The 11,743-nt window shown below is 52.6% G+C and carries 9 protein-coding genes, 6 tRNA genes and 3 rRNA genes; all 18 read right to left on the bottom strand.

What is annotated here, in order from left to right; genetic code table 11:
* Window positions 1–20: 20 nt before the first annotated feature.
* The 18 genes from rplL to ACXX81_RS00750 all read right to left on the bottom strand — a co-directional run bounded on the left by rplL (window position 21) and on the right by ACXX81_RS00750 (window position 11,561).
* Window positions 21–386: a 50S ribosomal protein L7/L12 gene (rplL, locus tag ACXX81_RS00835; protein ID WP_053138313.1), complete on the bottom strand. Its 366-nt coding sequence runs from the start codon at window positions 384–386 to the stop codon at window positions 21–23.
* Window positions 387–464: 78 nt separating this feature from the next.
* Window positions 465–965: a 50S ribosomal protein L10 gene (gene rplJ / locus ACXX81_RS00830; protein WP_003232405.1), complete on the bottom strand. Its 501-nt coding sequence runs from the start codon at window positions 963–965 to the stop codon at window positions 465–467.
* Window positions 966–1,164: 199 nt separating this feature from the next.
* Window positions 1,165–1,860, bottom strand: coding sequence for a 50S ribosomal protein L1 (gene rplA, locus ACXX81_RS00825; RefSeq protein WP_003232403.1), 696 nt, complete (start codon window positions 1,858–1,860; stop codon window positions 1,165–1,167).
* Window positions 1,860–2,291, bottom strand: coding sequence for a 50S ribosomal protein L11 (gene rplK / locus ACXX81_RS00820; protein ID WP_003176435.1), 432 nt, complete (start codon window positions 2,289–2,291; stop codon window positions 1,860–1,862). The genes rplA and rplK overlap by 1 nt, the downstream gene beginning before the upstream one ends.
* Window positions 2,292–2,408: 117 nt before the next feature.
* A complete protein-coding gene (nusG, locus tag ACXX81_RS00815; RefSeq protein WP_003232401.1) occupies window positions 2,409–2,942 on the bottom strand; it encodes a transcription termination/antitermination protein NusG in 534 nt (177 codons plus the stop codon).
* 9 nt (window positions 2,943–2,951) lie between these two features.
* Window positions 2,952–3,320: a preprotein translocase subunit SecE gene (secE, locus tag ACXX81_RS00810; RefSeq protein WP_003232399.1), complete on the bottom strand. Its 369-nt coding sequence runs from the start codon at window positions 3,318–3,320 to the stop codon at window positions 2,952–2,954.
* Between the two features lie 45 nt (window positions 3,321–3,365).
* Window positions 3,366–3,441 (bottom strand) — tRNA-Trp (locus ACXX81_RS00805).
* Window positions 3,442–3,603: 162 nt separating this feature from the next.
* A tRNA-Thr gene (locus ACXX81_RS00800) sits at window positions 3,604–3,679 on the bottom strand.
* A gap of 26 nt (window positions 3,680–3,705) precedes the next feature.
* Window positions 3,706–3,779 (bottom strand) — tRNA-Gly (locus ACXX81_RS00795).
* A 24-nt stretch (window positions 3,780–3,803) separates the two neighbouring features.
* Window positions 3,804–3,888 (bottom strand) — tRNA-Tyr (locus tag ACXX81_RS00790).
* 142 nt (window positions 3,889–4,030) lie between these two features.
* Window positions 4,031–4,477 (bottom strand): hypothetical protein, encoded by a 447-nt coding sequence (locus ACXX81_RS00785; RefSeq protein ID WP_458571075.1) that lies wholly within the window; start codon window positions 4,475–4,477, stop codon window positions 4,031–4,033.
* A 7-nt stretch (window positions 4,478–4,484) separates the two neighbouring features.
* Window positions 4,485–5,234, bottom strand: coding sequence for a pantothenate kinase (locus tag ACXX81_RS00780; RefSeq protein ID WP_231423555.1), 750 nt, complete (start codon window positions 5,232–5,234; stop codon window positions 4,485–4,487).
* Window positions 5,224–6,183 carry a bifunctional biotin--[acetyl-CoA-carboxylase] ligase/biotin operon repressor BirA gene (birA, locus tag ACXX81_RS00775; protein WP_458571074.1) on the bottom strand — a complete coding sequence of 320 codons (960 nt, stop codon included), beginning with the start codon at window positions 6,181–6,183 and terminating at the stop codon, window positions 5,224–5,226. Before birA ends, ACXX81_RS00780 begins: the two co-directional genes overlap by 11 nt.
* Window positions 6,184–6,347: 164 nt before the next feature.
* Window positions 6,348–6,463 (bottom strand): 5S ribosomal RNA (rrf, locus tag ACXX81_RS00770).
* A 157-nt stretch (window positions 6,464–6,620) separates the two neighbouring features.
* Window positions 6,621–9,512, bottom strand: a 23S ribosomal RNA gene (locus tag ACXX81_RS00765).
* A gap of 247 nt (window positions 9,513–9,759) precedes the next feature.
* Window positions 9,760–9,835 (bottom strand) — tRNA-Ala (locus ACXX81_RS00760).
* Window positions 9,836–9,865: 30 nt separating this feature from the next.
* Window positions 9,866–9,942 (bottom strand) — tRNA-Ile (locus tag ACXX81_RS00755).
* A gap of 82 nt (window positions 9,943–10,024) precedes the next feature.
* A 16S ribosomal RNA gene (locus ACXX81_RS00750) occupies window positions 10,025–11,561 on the bottom strand.
* Together the 16S, 23S and 5S rRNA genes with 2 tRNA genes alongside form the textbook arrangement of a ribosomal RNA operon.
* Window positions 11,562–11,743 lie beyond the last annotated feature (182 nt).

Raw genomic sequence — 11,743 nt, 5'->3', positions numbered from 1 at the left:
TGGAGACGCAAGGTCGATGCTTACTTCAGCTCGACTTTAGCGCCTGCTTCTTCCAGAGTTGCCTTGGCTTTGTCGCCGGCATCTTTGGTCACTGCTTCCAGAACCATGGCAGGAGCGCCGTCAACTACAGCCTTGGCTTCTTTCAGGCCCAGACCGGTCAGTTCACGTACTGCCTTGATCACGTTTACTTTCTTCTCGCCAGCTTCCAGCAGCATGACGTTGAATTCGGTTTGCTCTTCAACAACGGCAGCAGCAGCAGCTGGACCGGCGGAAGCAGCGGCAGCGGAAACGCCGAATTTTTCTTCGAAAGCTTTGATCAGCTCAACAACCTGCAGAACCGACATTTCAGCTACGGCGTTGAGGATATCGTCTTGGGAGATAGACATTGCTGTATTTCCTGAATTGGGGGACGGCCTACGCGGCCATCGAAATAAACAAAAATACGCGAGAGAAGTGACTCAGCCTTAGGCTGCGGCAGCTTCTTTTTGCTCGCGAACTGCAGCCAGGGTACGAGCCAGCTTGCTGGTAGCGCCTTGAATCACGCTCATCAGCTGCGAAATGGCTTCGTCGCGGGTCGGCAGTGTTGCCAGTACGTCGATTTGGTTAGCTGCGAGGAACTTGCCCTCGAACGCAGCTGCCTTGATCTCGAACTTATCCTGACTCTTGGCGAATTCCTTGAACAAACGGGCAGCAGCGCCTGGATGGTCCTTGGAGAACGCGATCAGAGTCGGGCCGGTGAACACGTCGTTGAGAACACTGTATTCAGTGTCAGCAACGGCGCGCTTGAGCAGGGTGTTACGTACAACACGTACGTATACGCCAGCTTCACGAGCCTCTTTACGGAGTCCGGTCATAGCGCCTACTGTCACACCACGGGCATCAGCCACGACAGCGGACAGAGCAGCTTTGGCAGCCTCGTTGACTTCAGCGACGATGGCCTTCTTGTCTTCGAGATTAATTGCCACGGGTTTAACTCCTGCTTGTTACCGTTTCATCTGGCCGGAGCCGGATGTCGTTTTGGTGTCTGATTCGGTAAGGAACCGGGAGCACCATCTGCGTAGGCTTGTTGGTTTAAGACTTGCGTCGCCTACGGTCTTGGATAGCCCCCGCCAGGCAGGGACCCCAATCTTTCAATTGGCGCAATCACTTGCGCCAACCTGTGTCTTATACGTCCAGCGAGCCTTGGTCGATGACCAGACCTGGGCCCATAGTGGTGCTCAGGGTGACGCGCTTGACGTAGATGCCTTTCGAGGAAGCTGGCTTGATACGCTTGAGATCAGCGATCAGCGCTTCAACGTTTTCCTTCAGCTTGACGGCGTCAAAGCCGACTTTGCCAACGGAGGTGTGAATGATGCCGTTTTTGTCGGTGCGATAACGAACCTGACCAGCCTTGGCGTTTTTAACAGCGGTGGCTACGTCTGGAGTTACGGTGCCGACTTTAGGGTTAGGCATCAGGCCGCGTGGACCCAGGATCTGACCCAACTGACCTACAACACGCATTGCATCCGGGGAAGCAATAACTACGTCGTAGTTCAGGTCGCCGCCTTTCATTTCGGCAGCCAGGTCGTCCATGCCAACGCGATCTGCGCCGGCGGCCAGAGCAGCTTCAGCTGCCGGGCCTTGGGTGAAGACAGCTACACGTACAGTCTTGCCAGTACCGTGTGGCAGCACAGTAGCGCTACGAACGACCTGGTCGGATTTACGCGGGTCAACACCCAGGTTTACAGCAACGTCAACCGACTCGCTGAACTTGACAGTCGACAGCTCGGTCAGCAGGGCAGCAGCGTCTACAAAGTTGTAGGCCTTGCCTGCTTCGATTTTGCCGGCGATAGCCTTTTGGCGCTTGGTCAGCTTAGCCATTACACACCCTCCACGTTAAGGCCCATGCTACGAGCAGAACCGGCGATGGTACGCACGGCTGCATCCATATCAGCTGCAGTCAGATCCGCGTTTTTGGTTTTCGCGATTTCTTCCAGCTGAGCACGGGTAACAGTGCCAACCTTAACGGTGTTAGGACGAGCGGAACCGCTAGTCAGACCAGCAGCTTTCTTCAACAGAACCGAAGCCGGGGTCGACTTGGTTTCGAAAGTGAAGCTACGGTCGCTGTATACAGTAATGATCACTGGAGTCGGCAGACCTGGCTCAAGACCCTGAGTACGGGCGTTGAAAGCCTTGCAGAATTCCATGATGTTCACGCCGTGCTGACCCAGAGCTGGGCCGACGGGTGGACTAGGGTTGGCCTGAGCGGCCTTCACTTGCAGCTTGATGTAAGCGGTAATCTTCTTGGCCATGAGGCACTCCAATTACGGGTTCGAACGCCTCGAAAGGCTCCCCGGTTACTTGCGCGTTTATCCCAGTGACGACAAAACCCCACAGCCTAAGGCTGCGGGGTTGGGATGCTTTGCCAGCTAGACCTTTTCGACCTGGCTGAACTCCAACTCCACTGGAGTGGAGCGACCGAAAATGAGCACTGCCACCTGGACACGACTCTTTTCGTAGTTAACTTCTTCGACAGTACCGTTGAAATCAGCGAACGGACCATCTGTGACACGAACAACCTCACCCGGCTCGAACAATGTCTTCGGCTTGGGCTTGTCGCTGCCATCAGCAACACGACGCAGAATCGCTTCCGCCTCTTTGTCGGTGATCGGAGCAGGCTTATCAGCAGTACCGCCAATGAAGCCCATCACACGAGGAGTGTCCTTGACCAAGTGCCAAGTACCTTCATTCATGTCCATCTGAACCAGCACGTAGCCAGGGAAGAACTTGCGCTCACTCTTGCGCTTCTGACCATTCCGCATTTCAACCACTTCTTCAGTGGGAACGAGAATTTCGCCAAAGCCATCTTCCATGCCTGCGAGCTTTACGCGCTCCAGCAAAGAGCGCATCACATGCTTCTCGTAACCCGAATAAGCATGCACAACGTACCAACGCTTAGCCACGGGACACCCTTAGCCAACAATCAAGGAAACAAGCCAACCGAGCAGGGAATCAAGCCCCCACAACAGCAACGCCATAACCAGAACAACAGCCACGACAATCAATGTGGTCTGCGTGGTTTCTTGGCGAGTCGGCCAAACGACTTTACGAATTTCTGTGCGAGCTTCCTTCACCAATACTGCGAAAGACTTACCCTTTGCGGTCTGCAGACCGACAAATGCAGCTACAGCAGCCAGGGCGAGCAAAGCGAGTACGCGGTACAGGATCGGCGAAGCAGAATAGTACTGATTGCCAACAACGCCTACGACCACCAAAGCGACAACAACAAGCCACTTGACCAGATCGAAACGAGAGCTTTGAGCTTCAGCCTTAGGAGTCATCTATGAAGATCCTGTGAAAAGAAAGCCAGACACATTACGTGAATCTGGCAGGTCAGGAGGGAATCGAACCCCCAACCTACGGTTTTGGAGACCGTCGCTCTGCCAATTGAGCTACTGACCTAAAACAAAATCAGGCCGACCATTATGCAGGCCTGAAAAAGACTTTACAACAACCAACCCCACGAGACTTGAATCCACCCAGCCTTTAAAGCCAGAAGCAACACAACCAAGCCGAGGCAGCCGTTAAAACAAAGGCAGATATTTTCATATCTGCCTTGTTATATGGAGCTCTTGAGCGGATTTGAACCGCTGACCTCACCCTTACCAAGGGTGTGCTCTACCAACTGAGCTACAAGAGCAAAACACCTTGCACAACCTGCAAATCTGGAGCGGGTAGCGGGAATCGAACCCGCATCATCAGCTTGGAAGGCTGAGGTTCTACCACTAAACTATACCCGCGGAGCTTGCAGCTCACGCTAAAAATGGTGGAGGGGGAAGGATTCGAACCTTCGAAGTCGTAGACGTCAGATTTACAGTCTGATCCCTTTGGCCGCTCGGGAACCCCTCCTAAGCGAGCCGGCATTTTACATTAGGCCGGCCTTCTGTCAAGCATTTTCTCATTTAAAAATATGAGGTTAGCTGCGTTGACGTGTTTCGCACTGAAGCTCTTAAAAGCTCTTCACTGCGAAGCGGGCGCCATTCTATGCAAACTATTCGCGAGTTGCAATGCCTTCGCACAGCATTATTTTATGTTTTAACTCGTTGAATTCCTTAGCAAGGTTTTCAAAGGGTAGATCGTTAGCCAGGCGCCGACTTTCGGGGGCGATTCTAAGCCAGTAACCCGAAGCATCAGTCGTACTTAGCAGTTGAATCCTGACCTTTATATCCAGACTGATCAGTCGCTGCTCAAGGGCCTGTGCCTGACGCTTGTCAGTGAAACCACCGATGTACATACATGTATTTTGCACTTCTGGCAGTTTTGCTCTATCCGCGCGCGTAGTAGCATCAGCCGACTCGCTCAAAAGGCGAATTTCCTGCTGGGTGCCCCGATACAAACTCAGCGGAGTGACGTCCTTGGCACGCAGCGGCGCCTCTTGCTGATGCCATATGTAATAAAAAATGTTGAGAACGAGCAAAAGCAAAAACAGCCAACGCATAATCACCTCAAGATAAAGGGCATGCCATTGCCAACCCGACGAATACAAGGTCAGGAACCAACCGGGCTTGTGGAACCGCGTCAGCTACCAGATTCGCATCCCCACCCGTCAGGAAGACCGTAAAGTCATCCCCCCAATAGTGACGGGCCAGCTCAAGCTGGGTCAGCACAAACCCTCGGAGCATCAGAGTACACCCGCGCTCGACAGCCTCGACGGTTGTTCGACCAGGATGAAGACATTCAAGGGCTTTTTCGGCCGCCGCATCGTCGTAACGTATCTTGCGGGTATGGGTGCGTAACTGGTTGCGCATCAGCGGCATGCCAGGACAAATGAATCCGCCCAAGTGCTCGCCATCGGCCGTAACGAAATCTGCAGTTGCGGCGGTTCCGAAATCGAGTACAAGGCATGCGCCCGTAGCCAGCCTATATCCGCCAAGCACCGCCAGCCAGCGATCAAGCCCAAGACGCTCGTAATCTTCGTAGCCATTGCGCACCCCGGCCATCTCCCTGGAGGAAGCCACACAGCACACAACAACTCCAAATGCCTGCTCCAACGTCGCGACCAACTTGTTGGTTTCCTCTAACGCGCGGACGCTCACAAGCCGGCAGCGCGTAAGGAGCAGGCCCGGAAGGGCCAACAGACTGTCAATCAGTGCGCTATCTGAGCTTACAATGCCCTCCGCACAGGCACTCGCGCTACCCGAACTGATCACGCGCCACTTGATAAAGCTATTCCCACAGTCGAGCTCAAGAATCATCACGCAACCTCAGGCTTAACTCACCGCCACTGTATATTTTTTCGACACCATCAACATCCAGACGCAAAGCACCCTGACGATCCACTCCCAAAACAACACCATCTATGTGGTTGATACCGGCAATAAGAGACACCGCCTTACCTTGCCACAGGTGATTCAGCTCCCACTCCTCCTGAAGCTCCGAAAAGCCGGAGGCCCTGTGTCGCTCGAGGTAGCTGTTTAGATGACGACTCAGTTGCGCGGCCAAGTGATTACGATTAATGGAAACACCCGTCTGCAATTGCACCGATGTCCATTCCTGATCAACATCGTCGGCCTTCTGCATGTTGACATTGATACCAATGCCCAAGACAACGTGACAGATGTCAGCGGGATCGCCCACCAACTCCAGCAAGATACCGGCAATTTTCTTCTGCCCGACTAGAACGTCGTTCGGCCATTTCAGGGCAGCACCTTGCACCCCCGATTCTCGCAAGGCATGCATTACAGCTAACCCGACAACTAGGCTCAACCCCTCCAGTTGCCGCAACCCACCTTCGATGCGCAACACGAGGCTGTAATAGATGTTCTGCGCAAATGGGCTCACCCACTTGCGGCCGCGCCTGCCTCTACCCGCTGTCTGCTGCTCCGACAGCACGATAAATGGGGGTTCCATACCCGCATTGACAAGGCGAAGGGCCTCGGCGCTGGTAGAGTCGATTGAATCGAAAACCTGAACTGCCCATGACAGAGGAGCCGTATTCAGCACGATCTCTTCAGCATTCAGGAACACCAGCGGCGAGGCCAACTGGTATCCGCGGCCGCGGACCTTATGGATGGGTAAATTCAGCTCCGCCTCAAGATTCTGCAGCTGCTTCCAGACAGCACTGCGACTAATCCCCAAGGCAGCGCCAAGCGATTCTCCCGAGTGGAATCGACCATCTTTTAGAAGTTTCAACAACGTCAGCATGCAAGTATCGCCTCACAAAGAGGCACGCATGATAGCCATGCGCAGAGTCATTGCATAGAAAGGCCGAACACTGGCACTGAGAATGGCAGCAGAGGCATCATTAGACTTTCCAACGCCCAAAACAAAACCCCATCTGCTTTCGCAAATGGGGTTTCGGAATTTAATCTTGACGATGACCTACTCTCACATGGGGAAACCCCACACTACCATCGGCGATGCATCGTTTCACTACTGAGTTCGGGATGGGATCAGGTGGTTCCAATGCTCTATGGTCGTCAAGAAATTCGGGTACTGAGTCGTGACCAGATGGCCTCGCTTCAGCAAATTGGGTATGTGACAGCTGTCGGTGTTTTGTGAGCGTCGAACTTTCGGTTCATCTCGTCTTCACACACCGCAATCTGATGCTCTTTCGAGTACTCAAATTGCTTGGGTGTTATATGGTCAAGCCTCACGGGCAATTAGTATTGGTTAGCTCAACGCCTCACAGCGCTTACACACCCAACCTATCAACGTCGTAGTCTTCGACGGCCCTTCAGGGAACTCAAGGTTCCAGTGAGATCTCATCTTGAGGCTAGTTTCCCGCTTAGATGCTTTCAGCGGTTATCTATTCCGAACATAGCTACCCGGCAATGCCACTGGCGTGACAACCGGAACACCAGAGGTTCGTCCACTCCGGTCCTCTCGTACTAGGAGCAGCCCCTCTCAAATCTCAAACGTCCACGGCAGATAGGGACCGAACTGTCTCACGACGTTCTAAACCCAGCTCGCGTACCACTTTAAATGGCGAACAGCCATACCCTTGGGACCGGCTTCAGCCCCAGGATGTGATGAGCCGACATCGAGGTGCCAAACACCGCCGTCGATATGAACTCTTGGGCGGTATCAGCCTGTTATCCCCGGAGTACCTTTTATCCGTTGAGCGATGGCCCTTCCATACAGAACCACCGGATCACTAAGACCTACTTTCGTACCTGCTCGACGTGTCTGTCTCGCAGTCAAGCGCGCTTTTGCCTTTATACTCTACGACCGATTTCCGACCGGTCTGAGCGCACCTTCGTACTCCTCCGTTACTCTTTAGGAGGAGACCGCCCCAGTCAAACTACCCACCATACACTGTCCTCGATCCGGATAACGGACCTGAGTTAGAACCTCAAAGTTGCCAGGGTGGTATTTCAAGGTTGGCTCCACGCAGACTGGCGTCCACGCTTCAAAGCCTCCCACCTATCCTACACAAGCAAATTCAAAGTCCAGTGCAAAGCTATAGTAAAGGTTCACGGGGTCTTTCCGTCTAGCCGCGGATACACTGCATCTTCACAGCGATTTCAATTTCACTGAGTCTCGGGTGGAGACAGCGCCGCCATCGTTACGCCATTCGTGCAGGTCGGAACTTACCCGACAAGGAATTTCGCTACCTTAGGACCGTTATAGTTACGGCCGCCGTTTACCGGGGCTTCGATCAAGAGCTTCGCGTTAGCTAACCCCATCAATTAACCTTCCGGCACCGGGCAGGCGTCACACCCTATACGTCCACTTTCGTGTTTGCAGAGTGCTGTGTTTTTAATAAACAGTCGCAGCGGCCTGGTATCTTCGACCGGCATGAGCTTACGGAGCAAGTCCTTCACCCTCACCGGCGCACCTTCTCCCGAAGTTACGGTGCCATTTTGCCTAGTTCCTTCACCCGAGTTCTCTCAAGCGCCTTGGTATTCTCTACCCAACCACCTGTGTCGGTTTGGGGTACGGTTCCTGGTTACCTGAAGCTTAGAAGCTTTTCTTGGAAGCATGGCATCAACCACTTCGTGTTCTAAAAGAACACTCGTCATCAGCTCTCGGCCTTAAGATCCCGGATTTACCTAAGATCTCAGCCTACCACCTTAAACTTGGACAACCAACGCCAAGCTGGCCTAGCCTTCTCCGTCCCTCCATCGCAATAACCAGAAGTACAGGAATATTAACCTGTTTTCCATCGACTACGCTTTTCAGCCTCGCCTTAGGGACCGACTAACCCTGCGTCGATTAACGTTGCGCAGGAAACCTTGGTCTTTCGGCGTGGGTGTTTTTCACACCCATTGTCGTTACTCATGTCAGCATTCGCACTTCTGATACCTCCAGCAAGCTTCTCAACTCACCTTCACAGGCTTACAGAACGCTCCTCTACCGCATCACTTACGTGATACCCGTAGCTTCGGTGTATGGTTTGAGCCCCGTTACATCTTCCGCGCAGGCCGACTCGACTAGTGAGCTATTACGCTTTCTTTAAAGGGTGGCTGCTTCTAAGCCAACCTCCTAGCTGTCTAAGCCTTCCCACATCGTTTCCCACTTAACCATAACTTTGGGACCTTAGCTGACGGTCTGGGTTGTTTCCCTTTTCACGACGGACGTTAGCACCCGCCGTGTGTCTCCCATGCTCGGCACTTGTAGGTATTCGGAGTTTGCATCGGTTTGGTAAGTCGGGATGACCCCCTAGCCGAAACAGTGCTCTACCCCCTACAGTGATACATGAGGCGCTACCTAAATAGCTTTCGAGGAGAACCAGCTATCTCCGAGCTTGATTAGCCTTTCACTCCGATCCACAGGTCATCCGCTAACTTTTCAACGGTAGTCGGTTCGGTCCTCCAGTTAGTGTTACCCAACCTTCAACCTGCCCATGGATAGATCGCCCGGTTTCGGGTCTATTCCCAGCGACTAGACGCCCTATTAAGACTCGCTTTCGCTACGCCTCCCCTATTCGGTTAAGCTCGCCACTGAAAATAAGTCGCTGACCCATTATACAAAAGGTACGCAGTCACCCAACAAAGTGGGCTCCCACTGCTTGTACGCATACGGTTTCAGGATCTATTTCACTCCCCTCTCCGGGGTTCTTTTCGCCTTTCCCTCACGGTACTAGTTCACTATCGGTCAGTCAGTAGTATTTAGCCTTGGAGGATGGTCCCCCCATATTCAGACAAAGTTTCTCGTGCTCCGTCCTACTCGATTTCATGACTAAGAGATTTTCGCGTACAGGGCTATCACCCACTATGGCCGCACTTTCCAGAGCGTTCCGCTAATCTCAAAGCCACTTAAGGGCTAGTCCCCGTTCGCTCGCCACTACTAAGGGAATCTCGGTTGATTTCTTTTCCTCAGGGTACTTAGATGTTTCAGTTCCCCTGGTTCGCCTCTTACGCCTATGTATTCAGCGTAAGATAACCATCTTATGATGGCTGGGTTCCCCCATTCAGACATCTCCGGATCAAAGTCTGTTTGCCGACTCCCCGAAGCTTTTCGCAGGCTACCACGTCTTTCATCGCCTCTGACTGCCAAGGCATCCACCGTATGCGCTTCTTCACTTGACCATATAACCCCAAGCAATCTGGTTATACTGTGAAGACAACATTCGCCGAAAATTCGAATTTCTCAGTTAAGAGAACTCACAAATTTTACCTTAGCCTGATCCGTTACCAGTGAAAGTAACGTTCAGTCTATCTTTCTATCACATACCCAAATTTTTAAAGAACGATCTAATCAAAGACTAGAAATCAACATTCACCATCATCACAATGGAATGCTCATTTCTAAGCTTTCATACAACAGAAGCAGTAGTGGTGGAGCCAAACGGGATCGAACCGTTGACCTCCTGCGTGCAAGGCAGGCGCTCTCCCAGCTGAGCTATGGCCCCGTATTTCTACAGGCGTTTCCCACACAAAATTGGTGGGTCTGGGCAGATTCGAACTGCCGACCTCACCCTTATCAGGGGTGCGCTCTAACCAACTGAGCTACAGACCCAATTTCGGGCTGCTTCTTATCGTCTTCTTCAATGAATCAAGCAATTCGTGTGGGAACTTATGGAGCAGCTGATGTCGTCGATTAAGGAGGTGATCCAGCCGCAGGTTCCCCTACGGCTACCTTGTTACGACTTCACCCCAGTCATGAATCACACCGTGGTAACCGTCCTCCCGAAGGTTAGACTAGCTACTTCTGGTGCAACCCACTCCCATGGTGTGACGGGCGGTGTGTACAAGGCCCGGGAACGTATTCACCGCGACATTCTGATTCGCGATTACTAGCGATTCCGACTTCACGCAGTCGAGTTGCAGACTGCGATCCGGACTACGATCGGTTTTGTGGGATTAGCTCCACCTCGCGGCTTGGCAACCCTCTGTACCGACCATTGTAGCACGTGTGTAGCCCAGGCCGTAAGGGCCATGATGACTTGACGTCATCCCCACCTTCCTCCGGTTTGTCACCGGCAGTCTCCTTAGAGTGCCCACCATTACGTGCTGGTAACTAAGGACAAGGGTTGCGCTCGTTACGGGACTTAACCCAACATCTCACGACACGAGCTGACGACAGCCATGCAGCACCTGTCTCAATGTTCCCGAAGGCACCAATCTATCTCTAGAAAGTTCATTGGATGTCAAGGCCTGGTAAGGTTCTTCGCGTTGCTTCGAATTAAACCACATGCTCCACCGCTTGTGCGGGCCCCCGTCAATTCATTTGAGTTTTAACCTTGCGGCCGTACTCCCCAGGCGGTCAACTTAATGCGTTAGCTGCGCCACTAAAAGCTCAAGGCTTCCAACGGCTAGTTGACATCGTTTACGGCGTGGACTACCAGGGTATCTAATCCTGTTTGCTCCCCACGCTTTCGCACCTCAGTGTCAGTATTAGTCCAGGTGGTCGCCTTCGCCACTGGTGTTCCTTCCTATATCTACGCATTTCACCGCTACACAGGAAATTCCACCACCCTCTACCATACTCTAGTCAGTCAGTTTTGAATGCAGTTCCCAGGTTGAGCCCGGGGATTTCACATCCAACTTAACAAACCACCTACGCGCGCTTTACGCCCAGTAATTCCGATTAACGCTTGCACCCTCTGTATTACCGCGGCTGCTGGCACAGAGTTAGCCGGTGCTTATTCTGTCGGTAACGTCAAAACAATCACGTATTAGGTAACTGCCCTTCCTCCCAACTTAAAGTGCTTTACAATCCGAAGACCTTCTTCACACACGCGGCATGGCTGGATCAGGCTTTCGCCCATTGTCCAATATTCCCCACTGCTGCCTCCCGTAGGAGTCTGGACCGTGTCTCAGTTCCAGTGTGACTGATCATCCTCTCAGACCAGTTACGGATCGTCGCCTTGGTGAGCCATTACCCCACCAACTAGCTAATCCGACCTAGGCTCATCTGATAGCGCAAGGCCCGAAGGTCCCCTGCTTTCTCCCGTAGGACGTATGCGGTATTAGCGTCCGTTTCCGAACGTTATCCCCCACTACCAGGCAGATTCCTAGGCATTACTCACCCGTCCGCCGCTCTCAAGAGAAGCAAGCTTCTCTCTACCGCTCGACTTGCATGTGTTAGGCCTGCCGCCAGCGTTCAATCTGAGCCATGATCAAACTCTTCAGTTCAAACATCTTTGGGTTTTTAAGAAACCCTAAACTTTGCTCAGCAATCGTTGGTTATTCTTTGATTTCTCGCGGAGTAACTTGCGATGCTGATAATCTTGTTGACTATCAGTCTGACTCCACAAGCACCCACACGAATTGCTTGATTCAGTTGTTAAAGAGCGGTTGGTTAAGATGTTTCGTCT

This window comes from Pseudomonas sp. GNP013, from assembly GCF_054343995.1.
The sequence above is the reverse complement of the archived record's forward strand: the minus strand, read 5'-3'. Positions and strand labels throughout refer to the sequence as shown.

What these genes read in the sequence shown, in the direction of transcription:
- rplL (WP_053138313.1), bottom strand. Translation starts at nt 386, where the DNA reads ATGTCTATCTCCCAAGACGATATCCTCAACGCCGTAGCTGAAATGTCG.
- rplA (WP_003232403.1), bottom strand. Translation starts at nt 1,860, where the DNA reads ATGGCTAAGCTGACCAAGCGCCAAAAGGCTATCGCCGGCAAAATCGAA.
- rplK (WP_003176435.1), bottom strand. Translation starts at nt 2,291, where the DNA reads ATGGCCAAGAAGATTACCGCTTACATCAAGCTGCAAGTGAAGGCCGCT.
- secE (WP_003232399.1), bottom strand. Translation starts at nt 3,320, where the DNA reads ATGACTCCTAAGGCTGAAGCTCAAAGCTCTCGTTTCGATCTGGTCAAG.
- ACXX81_RS00785 (WP_458571075.1), bottom strand. Translation starts at nt 4,477, where the DNA reads ATGCGTTGGCTGTTTTTGCTTTTGCTCGTTCTCAACATTTTTTATTAC.
- ACXX81_RS00780 (WP_231423555.1), bottom strand. Translation starts at nt 5,234, where the DNA reads ATGATTCTTGAGCTCGACTGTGGGAATAGCTTTATCAAGTGGCGCGTG.
- birA (WP_458571074.1), bottom strand. Translation starts at nt 6,183, where the DNA reads ATGCTGACGTTGTTGAAACTTCTAAAAGATGGTCGATTCCACTCGGGA.